Annotated in this window: 26 protein-coding genes and 1 tRNA gene; 17 read left to right on the top strand and 10 right to left on the bottom strand. The window is 76.1% G+C overall.

Going from position 1 to position 26,580, the window contains the following annotated elements; genetic code table 11:
- Positions 1 to 3 precede the first annotated feature (3 nt).
- The 7 genes from SJY06_RS02565 to SJY06_RS02535 are packed head-to-tail and all read left to right on the top strand — an operon-like array spanning position 4 to position 7,019.
- A complete protein-coding gene (locus SJY06_RS02565; protein WP_380164315.1) occupies positions 4 to 1,080 on the top strand; it encodes an MSMEG_0568 family radical SAM protein in 1,077 nt (358 codons plus the stop codon).
- Positions 1,077 to 2,525, top strand: coding sequence for an MSMEG_0567/sll0787 family protein (locus SJY06_RS02560; protein WP_380164313.1), 1,449 nt, complete (start codon positions 1,077 to 1,079; stop codon positions 2,523 to 2,525). Before SJY06_RS02565 ends, SJY06_RS02560 begins: the two co-directional genes overlap by 4 nt.
- Positions 2,522 to 3,409, top strand: coding sequence for a carbon-nitrogen hydrolase family protein (locus tag SJY06_RS02555; RefSeq protein ID WP_380164311.1), 888 nt, complete (start codon positions 2,522 to 2,524; stop codon positions 3,407 to 3,409). The genes SJY06_RS02560 and SJY06_RS02555 overlap by 4 nt, the downstream gene beginning before the upstream one ends.
- A 1-nt stretch (position 3,410) precedes the next feature.
- Complete coding sequence (locus tag SJY06_RS02550) at positions 3,411 to 3,707, top strand: MSMEG_0570 family nitrogen starvation response protein (RefSeq protein WP_380169664.1); 297 nt, start codon at positions 3,411 to 3,413, stop codon at positions 3,705 to 3,707.
- Positions 3,704 to 5,029, top strand: coding sequence for an MSMEG_0569 family flavin-dependent oxidoreductase (locus SJY06_RS02545; RefSeq protein ID WP_380164309.1), 1,326 nt, complete (start codon positions 3,704 to 3,706; stop codon positions 5,027 to 5,029). Before SJY06_RS02550 ends, SJY06_RS02545 begins: the two co-directional genes overlap by 4 nt.
- A gap of 3 nt (positions 5,030 to 5,032) precedes the next feature.
- Complete coding sequence (locus SJY06_RS02540) at positions 5,033 to 5,899, top strand: carbon-nitrogen hydrolase family protein (protein WP_380164307.1); 867 nt, start codon at positions 5,033 to 5,035, stop codon at positions 5,897 to 5,899.
- A 1-nt stretch (position 5,900) separates the two neighbouring features.
- Positions 5,901 to 7,019 (top strand): MSMEG_0565 family glycosyltransferase, encoded by a 1,119-nt coding sequence (locus SJY06_RS02535; protein ID WP_380164305.1) that lies wholly within the window; start codon positions 5,901 to 5,903, stop codon positions 7,017 to 7,019.
- A 138-nt stretch (positions 7,020 to 7,157) separates the two neighbouring features.
- Here the strand turns inward: SJY06_RS02535 and SJY06_RS02530 are convergent, their stop codons facing one another.
- The 3 genes from SJY06_RS02530 to SJY06_RS02520 form a co-directional block, all read right to left on the bottom strand.
- Complete coding sequence (locus SJY06_RS02530; RefSeq protein WP_380164303.1) at positions 7,158 to 8,405, bottom strand: glycosyltransferase; 1,248 nt, start codon at positions 8,403 to 8,405, stop codon at positions 7,158 to 7,160.
- Entirely contained in the window at positions 8,402 to 9,382 is a 981-nt protein-coding gene (locus SJY06_RS02525) for a hypothetical protein (protein ID WP_380164301.1), read from the bottom strand. Before SJY06_RS02525 ends, SJY06_RS02530 begins: the two co-directional genes overlap by 4 nt.
- 205 nt (positions 9,383 to 9,587) lie before the next feature.
- A tRNA-Leu gene (locus tag SJY06_RS02520) sits at positions 9,588 to 9,671 on the bottom strand.
- Between the two features lie 155 nt (positions 9,672 to 9,826).
- On the opposite strand from SJY06_RS02520, the gene SJY06_RS02515 reads away from it, so the two are divergent.
- The 7 genes from SJY06_RS02515 to pknB are packed head-to-tail and all read left to right on the top strand — an operon-like array spanning position 9,827 to position 18,365.
- Positions 9,827 to 10,525 (top strand): FhaA domain-containing protein, encoded by a 699-nt coding sequence (locus SJY06_RS02515; RefSeq protein ID WP_380164299.1) that lies wholly within the window; start codon positions 9,827 to 9,829, stop codon positions 10,523 to 10,525.
- 10 nt (positions 10,526 to 10,535) lie between these two features.
- A complete protein-coding gene (locus tag SJY06_RS02510) occupies positions 10,536 to 11,051 on the top strand; it encodes an FHA domain-containing protein (protein ID WP_380164297.1) in 516 nt (171 codons plus the stop codon).
- Positions 11,051 to 12,271 carry a protein phosphatase 2C domain-containing protein gene (locus SJY06_RS02505; RefSeq protein WP_380164295.1) on the top strand — a complete coding sequence of 407 codons (1,221 nt, stop codon included), beginning with the start codon at positions 11,051 to 11,053 and terminating at the stop codon, positions 12,269 to 12,271. The genes SJY06_RS02510 and SJY06_RS02505 overlap by 1 nt, the downstream gene beginning before the upstream one ends.
- Before the next feature lie 4 nt (positions 12,272 to 12,275).
- The gene (locus SJY06_RS02500; protein WP_380164293.1) at positions 12,276 to 13,673 is read left to right on the top strand and encodes an FtsW/RodA/SpoVE family cell cycle protein; all 1,398 of its coding nucleotides are present in this window, start codon (positions 12,276 to 12,278) and stop codon (positions 13,671 to 13,673) included.
- Positions 13,670 to 15,124: a peptidoglycan D,D-transpeptidase FtsI family protein gene (locus SJY06_RS02495; protein WP_380164291.1), complete on the top strand. Its 1,455-nt coding sequence runs from the start codon at positions 13,670 to 13,672 to the stop codon at positions 15,122 to 15,124. Before SJY06_RS02500 ends, SJY06_RS02495 begins: the two co-directional genes overlap by 4 nt.
- Positions 15,121 to 16,482: a serine/threonine-protein kinase gene (locus SJY06_RS02490; protein WP_380164289.1), complete on the top strand. Its 1,362-nt coding sequence runs from the start codon at positions 15,121 to 15,123 to the stop codon at positions 16,480 to 16,482. Before SJY06_RS02495 ends, SJY06_RS02490 begins: the two co-directional genes overlap by 4 nt.
- Positions 16,479 to 18,365: a Stk1 family PASTA domain-containing Ser/Thr kinase gene (gene pknB, locus SJY06_RS02485; protein WP_380164287.1), complete on the top strand. Its 1,887-nt coding sequence runs from the start codon at positions 16,479 to 16,481 to the stop codon at positions 18,363 to 18,365. The genes SJY06_RS02490 and pknB overlap by 4 nt, the downstream gene beginning before the upstream one ends.
- 107 nt (positions 18,366 to 18,472) lie before the next feature.
- Here the strand turns inward: pknB and SJY06_RS02480 are convergent, their stop codons facing one another.
- Genes SJY06_RS02480 through SJY06_RS02465 form a run of 4 tightly spaced genes read right to left on the bottom strand, consistent with a single transcriptional unit; the run spans position 18,473 to position 20,832 of the window.
- On the bottom strand, positions 18,473 to 19,093 hold the full coding sequence (locus SJY06_RS02480) for an aminodeoxychorismate/anthranilate synthase component II (protein WP_380169663.1): 621 nt from the start codon (positions 19,091 to 19,093) through the stop codon (positions 18,473 to 18,475).
- Positions 19,094 to 19,149: 56 nt separating this feature from the next.
- The gene (locus tag SJY06_RS02475; RefSeq protein ID WP_380164285.1) at positions 19,150 to 19,317 is read right to left on the bottom strand and encodes a hypothetical protein; all 168 of its coding nucleotides are present in this window, start codon (positions 19,315 to 19,317) and stop codon (positions 19,150 to 19,152) included.
- On the bottom strand, positions 19,317 to 20,024 hold the full coding sequence (locus SJY06_RS02470) for a class E sortase (protein WP_380164283.1): 708 nt from the start codon (positions 20,022 to 20,024) through the stop codon (positions 19,317 to 19,319). Before SJY06_RS02470 ends, SJY06_RS02475 begins: the two co-directional genes overlap by 1 nt.
- A gap of 13 nt (positions 20,025 to 20,037) precedes the next feature.
- Positions 20,038 to 20,832, bottom strand: a complete 795-nt coding sequence (locus tag SJY06_RS02465) for a DUF881 domain-containing protein (RefSeq protein ID WP_380164281.1) — start codon at positions 20,830 to 20,832, stop codon at positions 20,038 to 20,040.
- Between the two features lie 102 nt (positions 20,833 to 20,934).
- On the opposite strand from SJY06_RS02465, the gene SJY06_RS02460 reads away from it, so the two are divergent.
- Entirely contained in the window at positions 20,935 to 21,186 is a 252-nt protein-coding gene (locus tag SJY06_RS02460) for a cell division protein CrgA (RefSeq protein ID WP_380164279.1), read from the top strand.
- A 69-nt stretch (positions 21,187 to 21,255) separates the two neighbouring features.
- Here SJY06_RS02460 and SJY06_RS02455 read toward each other — a convergent pair whose 3' ends face one another.
- Together SJY06_RS02455 and SJY06_RS02450 are read right to left on the bottom strand one after the other, a co-directional pair.
- Complete coding sequence (locus tag SJY06_RS02455; RefSeq protein ID WP_380164277.1) at positions 21,256 to 22,044, bottom strand: rhomboid family intramembrane serine protease; 789 nt, start codon at positions 22,042 to 22,044, stop codon at positions 21,256 to 21,258.
- A 97-nt stretch (positions 22,045 to 22,141) separates the two neighbouring features.
- Positions 22,142 to 22,672, bottom strand: coding sequence for a peptidylprolyl isomerase (locus SJY06_RS02450; RefSeq protein WP_380164275.1), 531 nt, complete (start codon positions 22,670 to 22,672; stop codon positions 22,142 to 22,144).
- Between the two features lie 107 nt (positions 22,673 to 22,779).
- On the opposite strand from SJY06_RS02450, the gene SJY06_RS02445 reads away from it, so the two are divergent.
- Complete coding sequence (locus SJY06_RS02445; protein ID WP_380164273.1) at positions 22,780 to 23,640, top strand: hypothetical protein; 861 nt, start codon at positions 22,780 to 22,782, stop codon at positions 23,638 to 23,640.
- Positions 23,641 to 23,760: 120 nt separating this feature from the next.
- On the opposite strand, the gene SJY06_RS02440 is transcribed toward SJY06_RS02445, so the two are convergent.
- On the bottom strand, positions 23,761 to 25,242 hold the full coding sequence (locus SJY06_RS02440; RefSeq protein WP_380164271.1) for a DUF222 domain-containing protein: 1,482 nt from the start codon (positions 25,240 to 25,242) through the stop codon (positions 23,761 to 23,763).
- Positions 25,243 to 25,337: 95 nt separating this feature from the next.
- On the opposite strand from SJY06_RS02440, the gene SJY06_RS02435 reads away from it, so the two are divergent.
- Positions 25,338 to 26,570, top strand: coding sequence for an ROK family protein (locus SJY06_RS02435; RefSeq protein ID WP_380164269.1), 1,233 nt, complete (start codon positions 25,338 to 25,340; stop codon positions 26,568 to 26,570).
- Positions 26,571 to 26,580: the final 10 nt, after the last annotated feature.

Below are 26,580 nucleotides of genomic sequence, written 5' to 3'. Positions count from 1 at the left end.
ACCGTGACGGCTCCTACGACCGGGCGAACCCGGGTCGACGTCGCCCTGCAGGGCATCCGGCACCTCGACGCGCCGGTCGCCCGCCGCGCGGGCGCCGGGCCCAGCGACGACGGCCACGTCCTGCTCGACGGGGCCGGCGCGGCGGTCCCGCTCAACCCCCGCAGCCCCTACACCGTGAGCGGCGGGCGCCTGCTGCTCGACGGTGCCGACACCGGCATGGGGGTCGAGGCGGTGGCCCGGCCGCGGTTCTACGACCTGCGGACGGCCGACGGCGTGCCCTACGAGCAGATCGCGCGCCTGCACTCCGCCTCGGTGCTCGCCACCACCGTGGTGCAGACCTGCGCGCGGTACGACGAGGCGGAGCGCTGCCGGTTCTGCGCCATCGAGGAGTCGCTGCGGCAGGGCTCCACCACTGCGGTCAAGACCCCGGCCCAGCTCGCCGAGGTCGCGGTCGCCGCCCACGCGCTGGACGGCGTGCAGCAGATGGTCATGACGACGGGGACCTCGCGGGGGGCCGACCGCGGTGCCACGCACCTGGCCCGCTGCGTCCGGGCCGTGCACGAGGTGCTGCCCGACCTGCCCGTGCAGGTGCAGTGCGAACCCCCCGCCGACCTCGCCTCCATCTCGGCGCTGAAGGACGCCGGGGCCAGCTCCATCGGCATCCACGTGGAGTCGCTCGACGACGACGTGCGGCGGCGGTGGATGCCGGGCAAGGGCACCGTCCCCCTCACCGAGTACCGGGCCGCCTGGGTCGAGGCCGTGCGCGTCTTCGGCTGGAACGAGGTGTCGACGTACCTGATCGTCGGCCTCGGGGAGGACCCCGACGAGCTCGTGGCCGGGGCACGTGAGCTCGTCGCCCTGGGCGTGTACCCCTTCGTGGTCCCCTTCCGGCCCATCGCCGGCACCCTGGCCACCGACGTCGACGGCGTCACGGCGCCGCCGCGTGAGCTCGTCTACGACGTGACCCGACGGGTCGCGGCGCTGCTGCGCGAGGCGGGCATGACCAGCGCCGGGCAGTCCGCCGGGTGCGCCGCCTGCGGAGCGTGCTCCGCCCTGCAGGCGTGCGGGGAGGAGTCGTGACGGCGACGCTCGACCACGTGGTCCTCACCGGCGGCCTGCCGGGGGGTGCCGCGGCGCCGTTCGTGGTCGTGCCGGCGGACGACCCCGCCGGGTTGCGTGCCCACCGCAGGCTGCGCCACCGGGCCTTCGTCGACGAGCAGGGCCTGTTCGCGGGCTCGGACCACGACGACGTCGACGACGACCCGCGCACCCGCGTGCTCGTCGCCCGCGGACCGGGCGGGGAGGTGCTCGGCGGGGTGCGGCTCCACCCCGCCGACCGGGCCGTGGACCACCCGGGCGGCCCGGCGGCCGCAGCCGGTCGTGACATCGGCTGGTGGCGCGGCTCGAGGCTCGTCGTCACCGACGCGGCCCGGCGTGGCGGCGGCGTGGGGGCCGCGCTGGTCCGGGCGGCGTGCGCGGCCGCGGAGGCCGAGGGGGCGCTCCGCTTCGACGCCCTGGTCCAGGCCCGCAGCGCCGTGCTGTTCTCGAGGCTCGGCTGGCGGGTGGTCGGTCCGGTCGAGCACCGCGGCCGGGCGCACGTGCACGTCGACTGGCCGGTGCAGCGGGCCCGTCGCCTGGCCGCGGCGACCAAGGCGCCGCTCGGCGGACTGCTCGCGGGCCTGCTGGGTGGCCCGCTCGGCACGCCCGTCGGCTTCCTCGGCGACGACGCGGCGCCCGTGCCCGGCTCCGACCTGGTGGCCGCCTCGGACGCGATCCTGCCGTCGATGGTCGAGCGCGACCCGGTGTGGGCCGGCTGGTGCGCGGTCCTGGTCAACGTCAACGACCTGGCCGCGATGGGTGCTCGGCCCGTCGGCCTGCTCGACGCCGTTGGCGCCCGGGACGCGTCGTTCGCGCGCCGCGTGCTTCGTGGTCTCGGCGAGGCCGCGCAGGCCTGGGGCGTCCCGGTCCTCGGCGGTCACACCCAGCTCGGCGTGCCCGCTGCGCTGTCGGTGACCGCGCTGGGGCGTACGGCCACCCCGGTGCCCGGTGGCGGGGGTCGGCCGGGCCACGCCCTGCGCCTCAGCGCCGACCTGGGCGGGGGCTGGCGACCCGGCTACACCGGGGCCCAGTGGGACTCCACCTCGCACCGCACCGGCGAGCAGCTGCGCCACCAGCAGGACGTCGTGCCGGCGCTGGCCCCCGCGGCGGCGAAGGACGTGTCGATGGCCGGCGTCCTCGGCACCGCGGGCATGCTCGCCGAGGCCAGCGGCTGCCGCGCCGAGGTCGACGTCGCCGCCGTGCCTCGGCCCGCGGCCGCCACCGCCGGCGACTGGCTCACGTGCTTCCCCGGCTTCGCGGTCCTCACGGCGGAGGCCGCGCCGTCCCCCGGCGTGGCCGCCCTGCCGGGCACAGTCACCACCGGCGTGTGCGGCCGGCTGACGGCCGGGTCCGGGGTGGGGCTGCGCTGGCCGGACGGGACCGTCACCGAGGCCGTCGGCCCGGTCACCGGCATGGGGCCGGCGTGAGCCCGACGACGGTCGCGGCGGTGGCCGGCGCCTTCGGCCGCGACGTCGAGGCCAACCTGGCCCGGGTCGCCGCCCTCGTCGAGGCGGCCCGGGAACGGGGGGTCGCGCTGCTGGCCCTGCCGGAGGCGTGCCTGGGCGGCTACCTGTCCGTGCTGGGCCGCGGCCGGGACGGCAGCCACGACGAGGAGCCGGACTCCCTGCCCCCGGCCATGGACGTCACCGGGCCCGAGCTGGCCCGGGTGGCCGCAGTCGCCCGCGAGATGACCGTCGTAGTCGGCTTCTGCGAGTCCGACGGCAGCCGGCGCTACAACAGCGCCGCCGTGGTGTGCGGCGACGGCGTGCTGGGGGTCCACCGCAAGGTGCACCAACCCCTCGGCGAGGGCCTGCACTACGCGGCCGGTGAGGGCTTCCGGGCCGTCGACACGGCCATCGGCCGGCTGGGGGCCCTGATCTGCTACGACAAGGCATTCCCCGAGGCCGCCCGGGCCCTGGCGCTGGACGGTGCGTCGGTCGTCGCGTGCGTGTCGGCCTGGCCGGCCTCGCGCACGGCCTCGGCGGGCTCGCTGGCCGAGGACCGGTGGACCCACCGCTTCGACCTGTTCGACCGGGCGCGAGCGCTGGAGAACCAGGTCGTCTGGCTGTCCGCGAACCAGTCCGGGTCGTTCGGCTCGCTGCGCTTCGTGGCCAGCGCCAAGGTCGTCGGTCCCGGCGGCGAGGTGCTCGCCACCACCGGCACGGCCCCGGGAACGGCCGTCGCGACGGTCGACGTCGCCGGGTCCCTGGAGACCGCCCGCCGGTCGATGTTCCACCTGCGGGACCGGCGCCCGGAGTCCTACGGGACCACGGCCCCGGTCGACCTGCCGAGGGAGCCCGCCCGTGCCTGAGATGACCGCCACCGTGCGCTGGCCCGACGGGACCCAGCACGAGTGCTGGTCGCCGTCGCTCGTCCTGCACGACCACGTGACCCAGGGCGCCGCGTACCCCGTCGCCGAGCTGGTCCGGCGCCTCGAGCACGCCCTCGACCTGGCCGGCGAGCGGGTGCGCGCCCGCTACGGGATGGCCTGCACGGCCGCAGTCGCCTCCGCCGGGGCGCTGCGGGACCGGGCGGCGGCGTACGCGCCCGACGCGCCCGCCACCGTCGTGCGGCTGCACCCGCCCCTCCCGCCGGCGGCCCGGTCGTGACCGGGGTGACCGGGGTGACCGGCGCCCCCGCGCCGCGACGCACCCAGGTCGTCGTCGTCGGCGGGGGCCAGGCGGGGCTGTCCGCGAGCTGGTTCCTGTGCCGGGACGGGGTCGACCACGTGGTCCTGGAAGCGGTGACGGCCGGGCACGAGTGGGCGTCCACGCGCTGGGACAGCTTCACGCTGGTCACGCCCAACTGGCAGTGCCGGCTGCCCGGCTACGCCTACGACGGGCCCGACCCCGACGGCTTCATGACCCGCGACGAGGTCGTGGCCTGGCTCGCGGGCTACCCGCGGACCTTCGGCCCGCCGCTGCGCGAGCGCACCCGGGTCACGCGGCTGTCGCAGGACGGCGCCGGCGGGTTCCTGGTCGCCGCCGAGGGGCCGGACGGGCCGGAGCTGTGGCAGGCGGAGCACGTCGTGCTGGCCACGGGCGGTTACCACCGCCCCGTCGTGCCGTCGTGGGCCCCGTCGCTGGACCCGGGCCTCCCCGACGGCCTCGTGCAGCTGCACTCGGCGCAGTACCGCCGCCCGGACGCCCTGCCCCCCGGCGCGGTGCTCGTGGTGGGGACGGGGCAGTCGGGGGCGCAGATCGCCGAGGACCTGCACCTCGCCGGGCGGTCGGTGCACCTGGCCGTGGGGAGCGCCCCGCGCGTGGCCCGACGCCACCGCGGCCGCGACGTCATGACCTGGCTGGCGCAGATGGGCGTGTACGAACGGCCGGTCGGCACCACCCCCGGCGGTGTGCCCGCGCGGGAGAAGACCAACCACTACGTGACCGGCCGGGGCGGCGGGCGCGACGTGGACCTGCGGGCCTTCGCCCGCGACGGCATGGTCCTGCACGGCCGGGTGACCGGCGGGGCGGGACGGACCGTGCAGGTCACGCCCACCGTGGGGGCCGCCCTGGACGCGGCCGACGCCGTCTACGCGTCCATCAACCGCGACGTCGACGCCTGGATCGAGGCGCAGGGGATCGACGCGCCGTCCGCTGCGCCCTACGAGCCGGTGTGGCGGCCCGCGGCGGAGCACACCGAGCTCGACCTGCACGAGGCGGGCGTGACGAGCGTCGTGTGGGCCGTCGGGTACCGGGCCGACTGGTCGTGGGTTGACGTGGGCGTGTTCACCGGCGGCGGCCGGCCCAGCCACACCCGGGGCGTGACCGGGGTGCCGGGCCTGTACCTGCTGGGGCTGCCGTGGCTGCACACCTGGGGCTCGGGCCGCTTCCTCGGGGTGGCCGTGGACGCCGAGCACGTCACCGCCTGCATCACCGGGACCGACCGCCGCCCGGTCCCGGGGGGGCGCACCGCGACGGCGGGTCGCTGACCGGTGGGCCTGCTGCGCATCGGGGCCGTGGCCGCGCACTTCGGCCGCGACCTGCCCCGGGCACTGGTCAAGCTCGAGGGCATCCTCGCCGACGCGCGGGCCGCGGGGGTGGGTCTGCTGGTCCTGCCGGACGCGACGCTCGGCGGGTACCTGTCGGACCTGCGCCACCCCGACCCCGCCGCCGTCCCGCCCGCCCTGGCGCTCGACTCCCCCGAGGTGCGGCAGGTGGTGGCCATGGCCGGGCCGGTCGTCGTGTGCCTGGGCTTCTCCGAGCGCGGCGACGACGGCCCCGACGGACCCCGGCTCTTCAACTCCGCCCTCTGCGTCAGCGGCGACGGTGTCCTCGGGCTGCACCGCAAGGTCCACCAGCCCGCCGGGGAGTCGCTCGTTTACGCCGCGGGCGACCGGTTCGACGCCTTCGACACCCCCGTCGGCCGGCTGGGGCTGCTCATCGACTACGACAAGACGTTCCCCGAGGCCCCCCGGGCCCTGGCCGCCGACGGTGCGCAGGTGCTCGCCTGCCTGTCGGCGTGGCCCGCGTCGGTCACCGACCGGGCCTCGCGCCTGCCCGCGGACCGCCAGTCACGGCTGTTCGACCTGTACGACCAGGCGCGGGCGGCGGAGAACCAGGTGGTGTGGGTGTCGTCCAACCAGACCGGGGTGACGGGCGGGCTGCGGTTCCTCGGCCAGGCCAAGGTCGTGGGCCCCGGCGGTGACGTCCTCGCCCGCACCACGTCCAAGGGAGGGCTCGCCGTGGCCGCCCTCGACGTGGCCGCCGAGGTCGCACGGTCGCGGCGGGTGCTGCACCACCTGCTCGAGCGGGTGCCGGGTGCGTACGCCCCCCGGGTCGCGGCCCCGGCCGGGACCTGACGTGCGCGTCGCCCTGCTCACGTACTCCACCCGCCCCCGCGGTGGCGTGGTCCACACCCTCGCCCTGGCCGAGGCCCTGGCCGCGCAGGGGGTCGCGGTGGACGTGTGGACCCTCGCCCGCGGCGGCGACACGACGTTCTTCCGTCCGCTCGACCCGACCGTGGGCGTGCACGCCGTCCCCTTCGAGGCCCGCGACGACGAGTCCGTCGGGCAGCGGGTGGTTCGCAGCATCACCGTGCTGCGCGACGCGTTCGCCGACCGGCGCCACGGCTACGACGTCGTGCACGCCCAGGACTGCATCTCGGCCAACGCCGCGCTGCCCTGCGTGCGCACCGTCCACCACCTCGACCGGTTCACCACCCCGGAGCTCGCCGCCTGCCACGAGCGCGCCCTCGTCGCCCCCTCGGCCCGGGTGTGCGTGTCGGCCGCGGTCGCGGCCGAGGTCCGGGCGGGCTGGGGCCTGGAGCCCGTCGTCATCCCCAACGGGGTCGACGCGGCCCGCTTCGCCGCGGGGGCCCTCGACGGGCCCGGACGGGCGGCGTGGGCGCAGCGGCTCGGTCGCTACGTGCTGGCCCTGGGCGGCGTGGAGCCCCGCAAGGGCAGCATCGACCTCCTCGAGGCCGTCGCCCTCGTGCGCCGGGAGCAGCCGGACGTCCGCCTGGTCCTCGGCGGCGGCGAGACCCTCTTCGACTACCGCGACTACCGCGCGGCCTTCGACGCCCGGGCCGTGGCGCTGGGGGTGGTGCCGGAGGTGCTGGGGACGGTGGCGGAGGACGCCCTGCCGGCCCTGGTCGCCCAGGCCGGCGCTCTGGCCATGGTGTCGACCAAGGAGGGCTTCGGCCTGGCGGCCATGGAGGCGCTGGCCGCAGGGGTACCGGTCGTGGCGCGCGACCTGCAGGTGCTGCGCGAGGTGCTCCGGGGCACCGTCCGCTACGCCACGGACCCGCCGGCCACGGCCCGCGCCCTGCTCGCCGTGCTCGGGCAGCGGCCCGACCCGGCGCCCGGGCGGGCGCTGGCCGCGACGTACACGTGGGAACGGGCGGCCCGGGCCCACGTGCGGTTCTACGCGGGTCTGGCCCGGGGACCCCGGAGACGACGGACCGTGACGACCGGACCGTGACGACCGGCCGGGCGCGCTGCGCCGGGCACGCTGGGCCGTGGCGACCGGGCCGGGCTGGCTGGGCCGGTGGCTCGGCGGTCCGGCCGGTCCCCGGGTGGACGTCGCAGCCCTGCGGCGTGGCGGTGGCCGGCCCGTCGGTCAGTGGAGCCGACGGCGGCCGCCGTGGAGCGCCCGGAGCCCCTCGGCCTCGGCGTAGACGGCCTCGAACGCGTCGAGCGTCGTCTCGATGTCGTGCCCGGCGGCCAGACGGCGGCTGTGCTCACCCATGCGGCGTGCCCCCTCCCGGTCGGCCAGCACGCGCAGGAGCCGGTCGGCCAGGGCGGCGACGTCGCCGGGCGGGAACAGCCAGCCGTTGGCGCCCTCCTCCACCAGGTGCGGCAGCGCCATCGCGTCGGCGGCCACGACCGCGGCCCCGGAGGCCATCGCCTCCAGCGTGGCCAGGCTCTGCAGCTCGGCGACGCCGGGCATGCAGAAGACGGTCGCGCTCGCGTAGGCGTGCCGCAGCACGTCCTCGTCGACCCGGCCGAGGAACCGGGCCCGGGAACCCAGGCGCAGGTCCACCGCCAGCTGCTCCCACTCCCGCCGGCAGGTGCCGTCACCGACCACGTCGAGGCGCACGGGCAGCTCCGGTGGCAGGGCGGCGACGGCCCGGAGCAGCTGGCCGACCCGCTTCTCCTCGTCCAGCCGGCCGACGAACAGCACCACGGGTGTCGCGTCCGCGCCGTCGCGAGCCCCGGTGGCGGGCAGGTCGCGGCCGTAGCCGGCCAGGTCGATCCCGCACGACACGGCCCGGGCCCCGAGCACACCGCCGGAGGCCGCCAGCAGCTCGACGGCTCGCGGGGTCGGAGCGGTCACGACCTGGGCCTGCGCGAAGACCCGCGCCAGGTCCCGCCACGCCCAGCGGGCCGCCGCACGCCTCAGGGCGGCCGGCACGCGGGCGTGGCCGAACAGGTTCTCGGGCATGAAGTGGTTGGTCATGACCAACGGCACCCCGGCCTCGCCCGCGGCGGCCGCGAGCGACCGCGAGACCGGGAAGTGCGACTGCGGGTGCACGACGTCGGGCGCGACGTCCGCCAGCAGGCGCCGGGCGTCGCCGGCGACCCGCCAGGGGCGCGCGACGCGGAAGGTGGGGTGGACGGGTGTGCGGACGGAGGCCACCCGGTGCACGGTGACCGCTCCCATCGTCTCCCGACCCGACCGGCCGTCCGTCGAGGGGCTCACGACGTGCACGTCGTGCCCGCGACCGGCCAGGCCCAGCGCGAGCCGCTCGGCGAAGCGCGCCGCCCCGTTGACGTCGGGGGCGAAGGTGTCGGCGCCGAGGAGGACCCGACGAGGTCCCGGGAGGGCCACCTCCCGGACCGGTCCGCGGGTGTCGAGCAGGCTCATGCGAGGGCACCTTCCGTCGAGACGTGGGGGGCACGGCGGACGCCGCGCCCCCGGTCGGCAGCCCGGTGGGGCGGTGCGCCCGGGGGGACCGTCCTGGCCGGGGGCGGCGTCGCCACCCCCGGGTCTGCGCCCGAGCGGGCCAGGAGCACCACCCCGAGCGCGGCGAGCGCCGCGGCAGCGGCGGCGGCCGAACCGGCGGCGCCGTCGGGCAGCTGCTCGTCCAGCAGGGTGGTGCCGAGCAGGACCGCCACCAGCGGGTCGACCAGGGTGAGGGTCGCCACGAGCAGGGCGTGCCGGCCGGCGTCCCGCGCCCGGTGCAGCGCCCACAGCCCCAGTCCGAGCAGCAGCGCCAGCAGCACCGCGCCGGTCGCGGGCGGCGGTCGTCCGTCCAGCAGGGGCAGGAGGGTGAGGCGGGTCATCACCGCCACAGCGCCGAAGGCCACGCCGGTCGCGGCGCTCAGCAGCACCACCCGCGCCCCCACCGAGGCCAGCACGGAGCCCAGGGCGCCGACGGTCGCGGCCGCGACGAGGGCCACCGCGCCCCAGGTCGCCACCTGCTCCCCGGTGGGCCCCGGCCCGGCGGCGGCGGGTGCCGCCCCGGGCAGCAGGAGCACGACCAGGCCCGCGACACCGAGGACGCAGCAGGCCGCGGCCAGCACCCGGGAGGCGCCGACCGGGGTGCGCGCACGCCTGGCCGCCCACCCGATGGCCAACGGCAGGGCCAGGACGCCGAGCGGCTGCACGACGGACACCGGCGCGAGGACGAGGGCGGCAGCACCCACGACGCTCCCGGCGCCGAGGACGGCCGTACCGGCCCACCACGCGCCACGCCCGGCCGTGCGCGCCTGGACCCCGGTGCCGACGGTCACCAGGACCGCCGCGACGACAGCGAGGACGATGCCGGTGGCGACGGGGACGGGGCCGGCGGGGAGCAGGCCGACGGCTTCGGGGGCCGTCGTCGGCAGGAGGGGGAGCATGCCGTCCAGCCAACTGCTCGGCCCCGCACGGACCCATCCGGGGCGCCGCCGTCCCGCCCGGGGGGCTGGCAGGGGGGGCCTGCCGTGGGGCTGCCCCCGGAGGCGGCGGGCCACCGGGCGCCGGGTGCACGTCGCGGACGACGAAGGCCGGGCCACCACTTCGGGTGACCCGGCCTACGTCTCCCGGAGCGTCTCCGGGACTGCGTGCGCGAGGGGGGAGTTGAACCCCCACGTCCTTTCGGACACACGGACCTGAACCGTGCGCGTCTGCCTATTCCGCCACTCGCGCGCAGCCGAGAGCGTACACCGACTCCGGAGCCCGCCCGAACCTCGCGTTCCACGATCCCGTCCCCCCGCCGGTACATTGCGAGGCGGCCGGGCACGTCTCGGGGTGCTGTCGCGCCCTCACGTGACCGGTCGCAGCCGGAGAGGAGGTGGTCCGCCATGGGTCTGTTCGACAAGTTCGAGAAGGGGGTCGAGCGCGCCGTCAACGGCGTCTTCGCCCGCACGTTCAAGTCCCGCGTCCAGCCGGTCGAGATCGCCTCCGCGCTGCGTCGCGAGCTCGACGACCGCGCCGCGGTGCTGGGGCGCAACCGCACCCTGGTGCCCAACCACTTCACGGTGACGCTGAGCCCGGACGACCACGACCGCCTGGCCGAGTGGGAGGACGCGCTGGCCGACGAGCTGGCCGCGGCCACCATGGAGCACGCCGACAAGCAGCGGTACGCGTTCGTCGGGCCCGTCACCGTGACCCTGGACCGCGACGAGCAGCTGGAGGTCGGCCTGTTCGACGTGGCCAGCCAGACCGTCAAGGGCGCCGTCGCGCCGGCGACCACCCGCACCGCCACCGCCGGGCGTCCCGTGATCGAGGTCGACGGCCGCGCCTACGTCCTGACCGGGCCGGTGACCGCCCTCGGCCGGGGCTCGGACGCCGACATCGTGCTGGACGACAACGGCGTCTCGCGCCGCCACGCCGAGCTGCGCGTGGACTCCTCCTCCGGCCGTACCGTGCTGTCGGTGCTCGACCTGGGCTCCACCAACGGCACGTTCGTCGGCGAGCACCAGATCAGCCACCAGGCGCTGCAGGCCGGTGACGTGGTGTCGCTGGGCCACACCCGCATCGTCGTGCGGGACGCGGGATGAGGGCCGGCGCATGAGCGAGCTCACCCTGACGGTCCTGCAGCTCGGTCTGCTCGTGCTGCTGTGGCTGTTCGTGCTGGGGGTCGTCGGCGTGCTGCGCGGTGACCTCTACGGCACCCGCGTCGCCGTCCGGCAGCCGCCGCGCCCGGCCAAGGCACCGGCCGAGCCGCGGGCGCCCAAGGCGGGGCCGCGGCAGGCCCCCGGCGCCCGGCAGCCCCCCGAGCCCCGCCCGCCGGCCCTTCCCCGCCAGCTCGTCGTCACCGAGGGCTCGCTGCAGGGCACCACCATCACCCTGAGCACGTCGGCCATCACCATCGGGCGGGCCGCGGACTGCACGCTGGTCATCGACGACGAGTTCGCGTCGGGCCGGCACGCCCGCATCTCGCGCCACGAGGGGCAGTGGGTGCTGGAGGACCTCGGCTCGACCAACGGCACCTACCTGCGCAAGGAGCAGGTCCAGGGCCCGGTCGCGCTGCAGGTCCGGGTGCCGATCCGGATCGGCCGCACCGTGCTGGAGCTGAGGGCCTAGTGTCGATCGCGCTGCGCTACGCGGCCCGCAGCGACGTGGGCCTCGTCCGCACCAAGAACGAGGACTCCGGCTACGCCGGGCCCCACCTGCTCGTGGTGGCCGACGGCATGGGCGGTCACGCCGGCGGTGACGTCGCCAGCTCGCTGGCCGTGGGGGAGCTGGCCGACCTGGACGGCGAGGCGCTGGGCAGCACCGAGGCGCAGACCCGGTTGGCCGAGCGGCTGCGGCGCACCAACACCGCCCTGCAGGACCGGGTCAAGGACCAGCCCGAGCTGTCCGGCATGGGCACGACGGTCACGGCCCTGATGCGGGCCGGCTCGCGGCTGATCCTCGCCCACATCGGCGACTCCCGGGCCTACCTGCTGCGCGGTGGCGAGCTGGTCAAGGTCACCACCGACCACACCTACGTGCAGAGCCTGGTCGAGGCCGGCCGGATCACGGAGGAGGAGGCCGAGAACCACCCGCAGCGCAACGTCGTCATGCGGGTGCTGACCGGCGAGCACGGCGACGAGCCCGACCTGTCGGTGCGCGAGGGCCGACCCGGCGACCGGTGGCTGCTCTGTTCCGACGGGCTGTCGGGCTTCGTCAGCCACGACACCCTGCACGACACCCTCGCCGCCGGTGACGACCCCGGGACCACGGCCGAGAACCTGGTCCGGCTCTCGCTGCGCTCCGGCGCGCCCGACAACGTGACCGTCATCGTCGCCGACGTCGTCGACCTCGACTCCCCGCCCTCGACGGCGCCCCAGGTCGTCGGCGCCGCGGCCGCCCGGACCCGCAAGGGCACCACGCCGGCCCCGCCCACCGACGACAGCCCCGCCGCCCGCGCGGCCTCGCTCGGCCGCGAGGCCCGGCCGGACGACGACCACGACGACGACGACCGCCACGGGGGCCGCCGCTGGGTGTTCTGGCTGGTCGTGCTGGCCGTCACCGCCGGCCTGGCCGGCTCGGTCTGGCTGGCCTGGACCTGGTCGCAGGACCAGTACTTCGTCGGCGCGGCCGAGGACCCGAGCGGCACGGAGGTCGTCGCGGTGTACCGCGGTCTCACCCAGGACGTCGGCCCGGTGCGGCTGTCCGCGGTCGACGAGCTGAGCGACGTGGCCGTCGAGGACCTGCCGTTCTTCCAGCAGGCCATCGTCGCCGAGGGCATCCAGGCCGACGACCTCGAGGAGGCCCGGCGGATCGTGGCGGACCTGCGCGACCAGCTGGGCACCGGGTGAGCCGGTGACCACCGTCGTCACGGCCCTGGCCCCCGGGACCCGGCGAGGGTTCGAGCTGCTGCTGACCCTGGTGTCGGTGGCCATCTCGACCACGGCCTACGCCCTGGTGGGCCTGGCCGTGGAGGGCACGCTGCCCGTGCGGCTGCTGGCCGTCGGTGCGGGCCTGCTCGGGCTGGGCCTGCTGCTGCACGTGGTCGTGCGGGTCGTCGCGCCCTACGCCGACCCGGTCCTGATCCCGATCGCGCTGCTGATCAACGGCATCGGCCTGGTGATGATCCACCGCCTCGACCTGGCCGAGGACACGTCCCTGGCGGTGCGCCAGCTGGGCGCCACCGCCGTGTCCGTGGTGGCCGCGGCCATCGTGCTCGTCGTGCTGCGCGACCACCGCCGGCTGCGGGCGCGGACCTACACCGCGATGGTGGTCGGGCTGGGCCTGCTCCTGCTCCCCCTGGTGCCGGGCATCGGCAGCACGGTCAACGGCGCGACGATCTGGATCGACCTGGGCGTCACCACGTTCCAGCCGGCCGAGCTGGGCAAGATCGCGATCATCGTGTTCTTCGCCGGCTACCTGGTGGTGGCCCGCGACACGCTGTCCCTGGTCGGGCCCAAGGTGCTGTGGCTTCGGCTGCCCCGCGCCCGCGACCTGGGCCCGATCCTCGTGGCCTGGCTGGCGTCGGTCGGCGTCCTCGTCTTCGAGCGCGACCTGGGCACGTCGCTGCTGTTCTTCGGGATCTTCGTGGCGATGCTCTACGTCGCCACCGAGCGGGTCAGCTGGATCGTCATCGGCATGGCCCTGTTCGCCGGCGGCTGCGTCCTGGCCTGGCGGCTGTTCGGGCACGTGCAGAACCGGGTCGCGGTCTGGCTGGACCCCTTCGACCCCCGCCTGATCGAGGCCACCGGCGGGTCGTACCAGGTGGTGCAGGGGCTGTACGGCATGGCCGACGGCGGCCTGCTGGGCACGGGGCTCGGCCGGGGCAGCCCCGAGATCGTCCCGTTCGCCGAGAGCGACTTCATCGTGGCCGCGCTGGGTGAGGAGCTGGGCCTGGCCGGGCTGTTCGCCCTGCTGGCGCTGTACGGGATCCTCGTCCAGCGCGGCATCCGGACCGCCATCGGCGTCCGCGACGGCTTCGGCAAGCTGCTGGCCTGCGGCCTGGCGTTCTCGATCGCGCTGCAGGTGTTCGTCGTGGCCGGCGGCGTCACCCGGGTGATCCCGCTGACGGGTCTGACGATGCCGTTCCTGGCCTACGGCGGGTCCTCGCTGCTGGGCAGCTGGATCATCGTCGCGCTGCTGCTGCGGGTGTCCGACCTGGCCCGGCGCCCGGACCTGCCCGAGCCGCCCCGGGGCCAGCCGCCCGTCAGCCCCGCCGACGACGCCAGCACCCAGGTGGTGAGGCTGCCGTGAACTCCCCCCTGCGCCGCCTGGCCGTCGTGGTGGGGCTGCTCTTCGCGAGCCTGCTGCTGTCGACCTCCTGGATCCAGTACGTCGGGGCCACGTCGATCGCGGCCGGGCAGGGCAACGTCCGCGAGGTCTACCGCGAGTTCGGCCGCGAGCGCGGCCCGATCGTGGTGGCCGGTGACCCGGTCGCCACGAGCACCGAGGTCGGCGGGGACTACCAGTACCTGCGCGAGTACCCCGGGGGCGAGCTGTACGCGCACGCCACGGGCTTCTACTCGATCGTCTACGGCACCACCGCCACCGAGGACGCCGAGAACGACGTGCTCGCCGGCACCGCGGACTCGCTGTTCTACAGCCGCATCGGCCAGGTCCTCACCGGCCAGGACCCCACGGGCGGGTCGGTCGAGCTGACCCTGGACCCGGCGGCGCAGCAGGCCGCCTGGGACGCCCTGGGCGACCAGCGTGGCGCCGTGGTCGCCATCGAGCCCTCCACCGGCCGGATCCTGGCCATGGTCAGCAAGCCGTCCTACGACCCCGCGACGCTGGCCTCGCACGACCTGGGCGCCGTCCGCGAGGCCTGGGACAGCCTCAACGCCGACGAGGGCCGGCCGCTGGAGAACCGGGCGATCGCCGGGCGCACCTACCCGCCCGGTTCGGTGTTCAAGCTGGTCACCGCGGCCGCGGCGCTGGAGAGCGGGGACTACACCGCCGAGTCCGAGCTGCCCGGCCCCGCCGCGCTGGACCTGCCGCAGACCACGGCGGTGCTGCCCAACTACGACGACCGCCCGTGCGGGCCCGACGACCTGACCACGCTGGCCGACGCGCTGCGGATCTCGTGCAACAGCGCCTTCGGCCAGCTGGGCATCGACCTGGGCGGCGACGCGCTGCGGGCCCAGGCGGAGCGCTTCGGCTACGAGGACGACCTGTCGGTGCCGCTGACCGTCACCCCGTCGCGGGTGCCCGAGGGCCTGAACGCCCCGCAGAGCGCCCAGGCGGCCGTGGGCCAGTTCGACGTCCGGGTGACACCGATGCAGGTCGCCATGACCAGCGCCGCGATCGCCAACGACGGCGTCATGATGCGCCCGCAGCTGGTCCGCACCGTCCGCGGGCCCGACCTGCAGGTGGTCGACCAGGTCGAGCCCGAGGTGCTGGGCGACCCGGTCGAGCCCGCCACGGCCGAGGCGCTCACGGCGATGATGGTCGCCGTCGTCGACGACGGCACCGGCTCGTCGGCCCAGATCTCCGGGGTGCAGGTCGCGGGCAAGACCGGCACCGCCCAGACCGGCAACGACGAGGCCCCGCACGCCTGGTTCACGTCCTTCGCCCCCGCCGACGACCCCCAGGTCGCGGTGGCCGTGGTGGTCGAGAACGGCGGCAGCGCCGGCAGCGAGACCAGCGGCGGCCGGGTCGCGGCCCCTGTGGCCCGCGCCGTGATGGAAGCGGTGCTGGAGCCGTGAGCGGGACGGGGACCGGCCAGGTGCTGGCCGGGCGCTACCGGCTGCTCGACCAGGTGGCCGTCGGCGCCATGGGCGAGGTGTGGCGGGCCCACGACGACCGCCTCGACCGCGACGTCGCGGTCAAGGTGCTGCGGCCGGAGCTGGCCGACGACGACGGGTTCCTCGACCGGTTCCGCACCGAGGCGCGCCACGCCGCGTCGGTGCGCCACCCCCACGTCGCCGCGGTCCACGACTACGGCGAGGACCCCGCGGTGCGCACGGGCGGCAGCGCCACGGCGTACCTGGTGATGGACCTGCTGCAGGGGACCCCGCTCAACGCCCTCCTGGCCGGCTCGGGCCCGCTGCCCGCGGCGCGGGTCGCAGCCCTGCTGGCCCAGGTGGCCGACGCCCTGGCCGCGGCGCACCGGATCGGCCTGGTGCACCGCGACGTCAAGCCCGCCAACCTCGTGGTCTCCGGCCCGCAGGACGAGCGGGGCGGTGACGACGTCACCGTGACCGACTTCGGCATCGCGCGGGCCGCGGACGCCGTCCCCGTGACCCGGACCGGGCTGGTGATGGGCACCGCGGAGTACCTGTCGCCGGAGCAGGCGCGCGGTGAGCGGGCCACCACCGCCTCCGACGTCTACTCCCTCGGCGTCGTCGCCTACGAGCTGCTCACCGGGGAGCCGCCTTTCACCGCCGACGCCCCGGCCGACGTGGCCCGGGCCCACGTGCACGACCCGGTGCCCCCGCTGCCGGACTCGGTCCCGGCGGCCATGCGGGCCACCGTCGTGCGCTGCCTGGCCAAGAACCCCGCCGCCCGCCCCGACGTCGTCGCGCTGGCGACCCGGCTGCGGGCCGTGGCCGACGGCACGGCCGACGACGGCACGGGCAGCACGGCCGGCCGGTCGGGTGGCGGAGAGGCGTCGGCCTGGGGGCCCGAGCCCGCGGACCTCGTGGCCGCGGCCCCAGCCGCACCGGCGAGCGCGCCCCGACCCGCCGGGCCGGCCGTGCCCCGCACCCGGGAGATCCCCGTGATCCCGGTCCGGGCCGGGACCTCCGGGACCGACCCCGCGGCCGCGACCTCCGCGACCTCCGGGGCGTCCGGGACCGGGACCGCTCCCGCGACCGGGGGCACGACCGGTGCCGCCGTGCGGCCCGGGGCCGCCCGGGTCACGCCGGCCCGCAGCACCCCCTCCCGCCGCCGCCGACCGCTGCGGGCCCCGCTCGTGGCCCTGCTCGCGCTGGTGGCCCTGCTGCTGCTCGCAACCCTGCTCCAGGCCCTCGGCCTGCTCGGCAGCGGGGACGGATCGTCCACGGCTGCCCTCACGCATGTGACAGGCTCCCCGTGGGCCACGATCGACAAGGACGGACGATGACGGATCAGACGACAGGCGAGCCGCGGCTCGTGGGCGGCCGCTACCAGCTGACCGAGCCGATCGGCCGGGGTGGCATGGCCGAGGTCTGGTCGGCCCACGACCAGCGGCTCGGCCGGTCGGTCGCGGTCAAGCTGCTGCGCACCGACCTGGCCCGCGACCCGTCGTTCCAGGCGCGGTTCAAGCGGGAGGCCCAGTCCTCGGCCTCGCTCAACCACCCGGCCATCGTGTCGGTCTACGACACCGGCGAGGACAGCGCGCTCGACCCCTACGGCGCGCCGGCCCCGCAGCCGTACATCGTCATGGAGCAGGTGCACGGCCGGACCGTCAAGCAGATCCTGCAGGAGTCGTCGCCGCTGGACATCGACGACGCCATGCGGATCACCGCCGGCATCCTCGACGCCCTGCAGTACAGCCACCGCGGCGGGATCATCCACCGCGACATCAAGCCCGGCAACGTCATGGTCACCGACGCCGGCGAGGTCAAGGTCATGGACTTCGGCATCGCCCGGGCGATGGCGGACACCTCGGCCACCATGACCGGCACGAACGCCGTCCTGGGCACGGCGCAGTACCTGTCGCCCGAGCAGGCCCGCGGCGAGACCGTCGACGCCCGCTCCGACCTGTACTCCGCCGGCTGCCTGCTGTACGAGCTGCTGACCGGCCGCCCGCCGTTCGTGGGTGAGAACGCCCTGGCGCTGGCCTACCAGCACGTGGGCGAGACGCCCGCCGCGCCGAGCTCGCTCAACCCGGACGTGCCCGCGGACCTGGACTCCGTGGTGCTGCACTCGCTCGCCAAGGCCCGCGAGGACCGCTACCAGGACGCCGAGGCGTTCATCGCCGACCTCGACCGGGTGGCGACCGGGGTGCCGGTGCTGGCCCCCGCGGCCGCGGCGGGCGGGGCCGCGGCCCTGGCCGGTGCGGGCCTGGGCGACACGGCCGCGATGACCTCGCGGATTCCGCGTACCCCGGCCCCGGAGCCCGAGCCGACCTGGCCCGGCGACGAGCTGGACGAGGCCGCCGACGAGGAGGAGGAGCAGCCCAAGCGCCGGACCTGGCTGTACGTGCTCCTCGTCCTGCTGGCCCTGGCCATGATCGGCGGGGTGTTCTGGTTCCTGTCCAGCGGCGGGGACGAGCCCGTCGACGAGGTCCGCATGCCCGACGTGGTCGGGGTGCAGCAGGCCGACGCCGAGGAGCAGCTGGCCGAGCTCGGCTTCACCGACGTGACCGTCACCACCGACGAGGACGCCGACGCCGAGGCGGGCGTGGTGACCGAGCAGGACCCGCCGCCGTCGGACACCCTGACGCTCTACCCGCTGGAGACCCCGATCACGCTCACCGTCGCGGCGGGCCCGGGCGAGGTGGCCGTGCCCCAGCTGAGCGGGCTGACCCAGGCCGAGGCCCGCGACGCCCTGCTGTCGGCGGGGCTGGAGTTCGCCGGCACCGACGAGGCCGACGACCCGGACGTGGAACGTGGCCGGGTGCTGAGCAGCGAGCCGGCCTCGGGCGAGACCGTCGAGGAGGGCACCGCCGTCACCCTGGTGCTGGCCAGCGGCCAGAACACCGTGCCGTCGGTGATCGGCCGGCAGCAGACCGAGGCGATCCAGCTGCTGCAGGACGCCGGCTTCGGCGTGACCACCGAGAACCAGGAGACCGACGAGGAGGAGCCCGGCACCGTGCTGGCCCAGGACGGGACCGAGGACCGTCGCCTGGACATCGGCGAGCAGGTCGCCCTGACCATCGCCGTCGCCCCGCCGCCCGAGCCGTCGGTGGTCACGGTCACCCCCGAGCCCAGCCCCGAGCCCGAGCCCGACCCCGAGCCGGAACCGGAGCCCAGCGGTGAGCCCACCGGCCAGCCGTCCGGCGAGCCCTCCGAGGGCGGCTGAGGCAGGTCCGTCCCGGGTCCGACCCGGGGCCGCCTGCTTCGGTGGCGGCCCCGGCGGCGGGTCAGCGGCGGCCCCGGGGGTGGGTCAGCGGCGGCCCCGGGGGTGGGTCAGCGGCGAACGAGGGGGCTGAGGCCCTCCGCGCGGGCCGGCGCGTCGGTGTCGCCCAGGACGGCGAGCCAGTTGGCCAGCAGCCGGTGCCCGCCCTCGGTCAGGACGGACTCGGGGTGGAACTGCACCCCGAACAGCGGCAGCGACTCGTGCTGCAGGGCCATGACGACCCCGCCGTGGGTGCGCCCGGTCACCTGCAGCTCGCCCGGCACGGTGTCGTCGACCACGGCCAGCGAGTGGTACCGGGTGGCGGTGAACGGCGAGGCCAGGCCGGCCAGGACGCCTGCCCCGTCGTGCAGCACGGGGCTGGTCTTGCCGTGCAGCAGCTCCGGGGCGTGCGTGACCGTCGCGCCGAACGCCTCCGCCAGCGCCTGGTGGCCCAGGCAGACCCCCAGCAGCGGCAGGCCCCGCTCGGCCGCGCGGCGCACGGTGGCCACGCAGATGCCCGCCTCGCCCGGTGTGCCGGGTCCGGGCGACAGCAGCACGCCGTCGTAGCCGTCGGCGTGCTCGGGGCCCACCTCGTCGTTGCGGACCACGTCGACCGTCGCGCCCAGCTGGCGCAGGTAGCCGACCAGGGTGAAGACGAAGGAGTCGTAGTTGTCGACGACCAGGACGCGCACGCCCGGCCCGGCGGGCGGGACGGTGCCGGACGGGTCGTGCACCGGGGGCGGCTGGGTCACGGGCGGGTCTCCTCGACGGTCTGCTGGTTGAACGGCACGTAGGGCGCGACGGCGGGGAACAGCCACAGGAAGCAGGCCGTGACCGCGGCCACCAGCAGCAGCAGCGCGAGGACCACCCGCACGGCCAGCGGCCCGGGCAGCAGCCGCCACAGCGCCGCGTACATCAGGTGAGCTCCTGCAGCGCGTCGGGCGGGCCGTCCGCGCGCGGGGTGGTGGCCTCCAGCAGCGCGTGGACCACGTAGCGCTCCCGGGCGCTGAACATCGGGTGGCAGGAGGTCATCGTCAGCCACTCCTCGGTGGGGGTCTCGCCCGGCTGCGACGGGACCGGGGCAATCACGCGGACGTCGGTGGGCAGGACGATCTCGGTGACCTGCACCCGGTACACGTGGAACTCGGTCTCGGTCTCCACGACCACCGCGTCGCCCTCGACGAGCTCGGCGATGGGGTTGAAGGGCGCACCCCACGTGGTGCGGTGCCCGGCGATGGCGAAGTTGCCGACCTCACCCGGCAGCGCCGCCCCGTCGTAGTGCCCGACGCCGTCCTCGAGCACGGCGTCGGTCGTGCCCTCGAGCACGGGCCGGACGTAGTCCTCGCCGAAGCGCGGCACCCGCAGCAGGGCGACGACGTCGGCGGGCAGGTCGGCCAGCACCTGCTCGGCCTCGGCCGTGGTCGTCCCCTCGGCCGAGGCCGCGTCCTCGGTCTCCGGCGCGGCCGCGTCGCCCCACTGCTGGGCCAGGGCGTCGGTGGTGCGCTGCTGCGCCCGGTCCCCGACGACGTCGGTCCACCACAGCTGGTAGGCCAGGAAGAGCAGGACGAGCACCCCGCTGGTGACGAGCAGCTCGCCGAGCCCGCGGACCAGGGCGCGGATCACCGCCGGCCCCGCGTCATGCGTCGCGGACCCGGGCGAAGCGCATCTCCAGCGGGCCGCTGTAGGCGGGCAGCTCGGTCTCGCCGATGTCGTCGACGTCGTAGCCCAGGCCGAACGCGTCGACGTAGCGGCGGTACTCGTCCACCGTCGGGGAGGCCTCCAGGGCCGCGAGCAGCGCCTCGGGGTCGCCGACGGCGGTGATGACGTAGGGCGGGGAGTAGGGCTGGCCCTGCAGGCTCAGGGTGTTGCCCACGCAGCGGACGGCGCTGGTCGAGATCACGCGCTGGTCCATCAGCATCATGGCCTCGGCCCCGCCGAGCCACAGCGCGTTCACGACGGCCTGCACGTCCTGCTGGTGCACGACGAGGTCGTCGGGCGAGCCGGCCTGGGCGGCGCGGCGGCTGGTGAAGTCGGCGTCGTCGAGCACCACGCGGACGGCGGGACCGGTGACGGGCTGGATCCCGGCCACCTCGCTCATCGCGGCCACGGCCTGCTCCAGCTCCGGGTCGGCCCCCGCCGTGCCGGCCTCGAGCTCGGCGACCTCGGCGCGCAGCGACTCCACCAGGGTGGTCGAGCCTTCGGCGAGCGCCCGCTCCTGCCCGACCAGCGAGGCCAGGTCGACGGAGTCGTCGCGCAGGTCGGTGCCCTGCGCCGTGCTGCCGGAGGCGGCGAACAGCAGACCGGCGGCCCCCAGCACGACCGCGACGCCGGCGCCCGGGCCCTGCCGCAGGGCGCGCAGCAGCCCCGCGCGACCGCCGCGGCGGTCCTCGTCGGGGGTCACGGGGCTCGTGGGCTCCTCACCGGTGTCCATCGTCCCCATTGTGACCTGCCGGGGTGCGTGCCCGTCGCCGTACCCTGTGCGGAGCAGCCGGGGCGCGTCGCGTCCCCGGTCACACCGAACCGAGGAGCAGACGTGCCCGAGTCCAGCCGACGCAAGAAGCCGGCCGCCACGGCACCCGTCACGACGGGTCCCGCCGCCCCCAAGCCCAACCCGCGCTGGTGGGTGCCCGTGATGGTGGGCCTGATGGTCCTGGGCCTGGTGTGGATCGTCGTCTTCTACATCACGCAGCAGGCCTACCCGGTGCCGGGCGTGGGCCTGTGGAACCTGGGGATCGGCTTCGCGCTGGCCATGGTGGGCTTCCTGATGACCACCCGGTGGCGCTGACCTGCGGAACTACACGCGTGTGAGTTGTCCCCAGCGGTTGTCCACAGTGTGTACAACCTGACCGGGACCTCAGGCCAGGACGTCGGGACCGACGACCAGCCAGCGCACCACGGTCAGCACCAGCAGGCCCACGACGACGGCGACGAGGCCGACGACCTGCCACCTGGTGCGGCGGGCGCGGGGAGCGAGGACGAGCACGCCTCCCACCAGCAGCCCGCCCACCAGGCCACCGAGGTGGCCCTGCCACGAGATGTTCGGCAGCAGCAGCCCCGCCACGGCCAGGACGACCAGGACGCCGACCTGGCGCAGCACGGGCTCCCCACGGCGGCCGTTGAGGGCCACCGCGGCGCCCAGCAGCCCGAACACGGCCCCCGACGCACCGACGGTCAGCCCGAACCAGGAGTCGGAGGTGGTCGGCGTCAGCCACAGGACGCCGACGGCGGAGGCGAAGGTCGACACGACCAGCAGCACGCCGTAGCGCCACCGGCCCAGCTGGGCCTCGAGCTCACGGCCGACCACCCACAGGGCGAAGCCGTTGAGCAGCAGGTGCAGCGGCAGGCCGGGGGAGTGCACCAGCCCCAGGGTCAGGAACCGCCACGGCTCGGCGGCCGACAGGACCGGGCGGAACGACAGGGCCTCGGTGAGGGGCGGGAGCAGGGTCTGGGCGAGCCAGACCACGACGAGCACGCCGAGCAGGGTCTGGGTGAGCAGGGGGCGGGCCTGCGTCAGCGGCGCCCCGGCCACGGTCCGGGCCACGGCGGCCGGCTGGGCGCGGACGCAGTCCGCGCAGTGGATGCCCACGGCGGCCGGGCGCTGGCAGTCCGGGCAGGCCGGCCGCTCGCAGCGCTGGCACCGCACGTAGGCGACCCGGTCGCGGTGGCGCGGGCACACCGGCTGCGGCGCCGGCGGCCCGTCGGACCGGCCGGGACCATCGGTCCCGGCCGGTCCCGATGGGTCAGGAGAGCTGGACACCGGTGATGGAGATGTCCTCGCGGGGACGGTCCCGGTTGTCGGTCGAGGCGGCGGCGATGGCGTCGACGACCGCACGCGACTCGGCGTCGGCGACCTTGCCGAAGATCGTGTGCTTGCCCTGCAGGTGCGGCGTCGGCACGACCGTGACGAAGAACTGCGAGCCGTTGGTGCCCTTGCCGCCGCGCTTGCCGGCGTTGGCCATGGCCAGCAGGTAGGGCTCGCCGAAGGTGAGCTCGGGGTGGATCTCGTCGTCGAAGGTGTAGCCGGGGCCGCCGGTGCCGGTGCCCAGCGGGCAGCCGCCCTGGACCATGAAGCCGGCGATGACCCGGTGGAACGCGAGGCCGTCGAAGAACGGGTCGGTGCGGGAGGCGCCCGTGGTCGGGTCCGTCCACTCCTTGTCACCGGTGGCGAGGCCGGTGAAGTTGGCCACCGTCTTGGGCGCGTGGTTGCCGTAGAGCTCGACGCGGATGTCGCCCTTGGTGGTGGTGATGGTCGCGGTCTGGGTCGCAAGCATGCGGTCATTGTCTCAGGCGTGGCGCGCCCGTGCGTCCGAGGCCTGATCACGGCAGGATGGGCCCGGGGCACGGTGTCCTGGGAACGACCACGACCTCGGGAGGATCCATGTCGAGGACGACGACGAAGGCGCGCAAGGCCGAGAAGAAGGCGAACCGAGCGGCCGAACGTGCTGTCGCCAGCGCCGGTGAGGCGGTCGCGGCGGAGAAGGCCGCCGCCAAGCTGCGGATCGACTCCGCGCGGCAGTGGGCCGAGCCCAAGGTGAAGACGGCCAAGGGCTGGGCGGAGCCCAAGGTCAAGACGGCCGGCGACTGGGCCGAGCCCAAGGTCAAGCACGCGCAGGAGTGGGCCGAGCCCCGCGTCAAGCACGCGCAGGAGTGGGCCGAGCCCCGGCTGCGCCAGGCCAAGGACGCCACCGTGCAGTACGCCGCGCCCAAGGTCGAGGCCGCCGCCGGCAAGATCGCCCCGGCCGTGGACAGCGCCCGCGACACCATCGTGGACGGCTGGCTGCCCAAGGTCGTCGACACGGTGGGCACCGCCGCCGCCGCGGCCGCCGCCGCGAGCGCCACGGCGGGCGAGCGCGGCTCCGGGGCCGTGCACGTGCTCAAGGGCGACGCGGTCGCCACCACCAAGAAGTCGAAGGGCCGCAAGGGCCGCAAGCTGCTGGTGTTCCTCGGCATCACCGCGGCCATCGGCGGGGTGATCGCGTTCCTGCTGCGCAAGCAGGACGACGCCACCGACCCGTGGGCGCAGCCGTACCCGACCTACCCGCCGGCGCCCGTGCAGCCGACCTCCACGCCCGCCGCCCCGACGACGGGGTCGGACGACGACACCGCGTCGGAGGAGGACGAGGACGAGGAGCAGCGGCCCGAGACGGACATCGCCGACATCGCGCCCGGCGAGCACAGCGTGACCGACGGGGCCACGGACGAGAACGAGGGCGACAACAAGGACGACGCGAAGTCCTGAGTTCCCGCACCCGCACCTGATCAAGGGCGTCCCCGCTTCGGCGGGGGCGCCCTTCGTCGTCCGCGGGGTCGGGCGTCAGGAGGGCGTACGTCGGAAGCCCGTGCCTCAGCAGCGCGTGCCTCAGAAGGGTGGGTCGGCGTCCGGCCCGTCACGCGTGTCCCGGTCGTCCCGGTCGTCCCGGCCGTCCCGGTCGTCCCGGCCGTCCCGGTCGTCCCGGTCGTCCCGGCCGCGCCGGAAGGCCTCCAGCAGGTCACCCACGTCGTGGTGCGGGGCGCGGCGGGGGCGTCGTAGCGGATCGACGCGTTCGGGCGGGATCACGAACGGGATGCCGTCGTCGTCGAGGCGGATCACCCACACCCCGGCGTGCACGGCGGTGTGGTGCGACCCGCACAGCAGGCACAGGTTGCTCAGGCAGGTCGGGCCGCCCTCCGCCCAGCCGACCACGTGGTGGGCGTCGCAGTGCACCGGCTTGGCCTGGCAGCCGGGGATGATGCAGCCACGGTCACGCGCCGCCAGGGCGCGGCGCAGGTGGACGTCCGCCAGCCGGGCCTCGCGCCCCAGGTCGAGCGGGACCGAGGCCAGCACCGTGCCGTCCTGGTCCCACACCACACGCTGGAGCACCGCGTCGCAGGCCAGGCGGTGCAGGGCGGTGACGCCCAGGTCCTGACCGCCCTCCGTCCGTCCGGCGTGCGGCCCGACCACCGACGGGCCGGCCGCCAGGATCCCCACCAGCTGCTCGGCCGTGGTGTGCACGGCGATCCGGGGCCGCTCCCCGCGGACGGGACCGTTGACGGCCATGGCCCGTTCCGCGATCGCGGTCAGGGCGTCGGCCCGACGCTGCGGCGCGGTGCGCCGGTCTCGGCCGTCCCCGTCGGTGGCCAGCGGGGCGGAGCAGAGGTCGATCGCGGTCAGCAGGGCGGCCCCGGCCACGGCGTCGAGGGCGAAGTGCCCCACGACCATGCCCGTCAGGTCCGTGGTGGTGTCGAGGAACCGCCGGTCGTGGGCCTGCGGGTCGAACCGGTCCGCGACCTCGGGGGCGAGCCGTTCCAGCAGCGCGGCCGCGGCCCGCCTCAGCTCGGCCGCGTGCCGGGTGGGGGCCAGCTCGGCGAAGTACCGGGTGATGGCCGCGCGCTGCTCGTCACGCGCGCGCAGGTGGGCGGGGATCCGGGCCAGGCAGCGGGTGCCGACGTCGACGTGGGCCCGGGTGATGTCGCCCTGCGCCAGCTGCGGCGCGAGCCCGGCCAGGTCGCCGTCCGGGGCCAGCGCCCGGGCTGCGGCCACGTCGGACCGGGCCTGGCCCGGGGTCAGCGGTGCGCTGGTGCGCAGGAAGGACTCCGTGGAGGAGCCGATGCCCGTCCCCGCCCCCCGCGGGCCGTCGGGGACCTGTCCCCCACGCCGGCGGTCGACCTCCGCCACCGCGGACAGGTAGGCAGCCTCCACCGCCGACCGCAGCCGGGCCAGCGAGCCGCACGCCTGGAGCAGCTCGGCCTCGCCGAGCCGCCACGCCCGCTCCGCCGCCAGCCTGTCCTGCAGCGTCCCGACCGTCGCCGCCGCCGAGGCGACGACGTCCGTCACCGGGGGCTGGGTCTGCGTGCGGGCCATGACGGGACGTTACGGACGACCCCGGACACAACCCCGGCGGTGCGGGCCGCGGCCAGACCCGCCCGGACGCCGGCCCCGACGTGTCAGGATCGGGCGTGGACCACGTGACGGGGGCGGCACGCAGCGAGGACGTGCGTGCGCACAACCTGGCCGCCGTCATGGCGCACCTGGACCTGGTGGGCCGGGCCAGCCGCGCCGAGCTGTCGGCCACCACGGGGCTGGTCTCGGGTGCGGTGTCGTCGCTGGTGCAGGAGCTGCGGGACGCCCGACTCGTCCGACCAGCCGGGGCGTCGGAGCCCGGCGCCGGCCCCCGCCCGCCGCGTCGGGGTCGGCCGACCGAGATCGTCGAGATCGACGGCAGCGACCTGGGGTTCCTGGTGGTGCAGTTCCTGATGGGGCAGGTGCGGGTGGTCGGCACCGACCTGGCGGGCCGGTCGCTGCACGACCGCACCCTGGCGCTGTCGACGCCCGTGGGTGACCCTGCGGCCCTGGCCGACGTGCTGGTGGCGCCCACCGTGGCGGGCCTGGCCGGCCTGCGGGCGGCCGGCGCACGGCCGGTCGCGCTGGCCGTGGTCGCGCCGGCGCCCGTCGACCCCACCAGCGGCCACGTGGCGTTCTCGGTGGACTTCGGCTGGCGCGACGTCGACCTCGCCGCGCTGCTGCGCGACCGGCTGCCCGACCCGCCGGGCCGGGTCATGGTGCTCAACGACGCCCAGACCGCGACGCACGCCGAGACCGTGGCCCAGCGGCGCGCCGGCGGACCGGCCGACGACCTGGTGTACCTCAAGGCCGACACCGGCATCGGGGGCGGGGTGGTCGTGGCCGGGCGGTTGCTGCGCGGCACGACCGCGTTCGTGTTCCAGCCCGGTCACGTGGTGACCGTGCCCGGTGGACCGGCCTGCACGTGCGGCAAGCGCGGCTGCCTGGTCACCGTGGCCGGGCCGGACGTGCTGCTGCGGGCGGCCGGGCTCGACGGGCTGGCGGCCGACGCGGGCTTCCCCGCCGCCCTGGACGAGCTGTTCGCCCGCCACGACGCCGGCGACGCGACCACGGTGGGCGCGGTCCGCGAGAACGCGGCGTGGCTGCGGCTGGCCCTGGTCAACGTGTGCGTCCTGCTGCAGCCGCGGGTGGTCGTGCTCGGGGGCTACCTGGCCCGTGTCCGCGACCTGCTGCTGGACGAGGGCGACGACGGCCTGGGGCCGGCCGGGCTGCCCGGGGCACCGCAGGTCATCGCCGCCCGGCACGGCGCCGACTCCGCCCTGCAGGGCGCGCTGTCGCTGTGCCGGGGGACGGTGCTGGCCTCGCCCGGGCAGGTCCGCGCCACCTGACCCGCGAGCG

Origin of the sequence: Jannaschia sp. R86511, assembly GCF_042466345.1 — a bacterium.
Classification (GTDB): Bacteria; Actinomycetota; Actinomycetes; order Actinomycetales; family JBBAYJ01; genus Aquipuribacter.
Note: the sequence above shows the minus strand (reverse complement) of the source record. Positions and strands in the feature narration are given on the sequence as shown.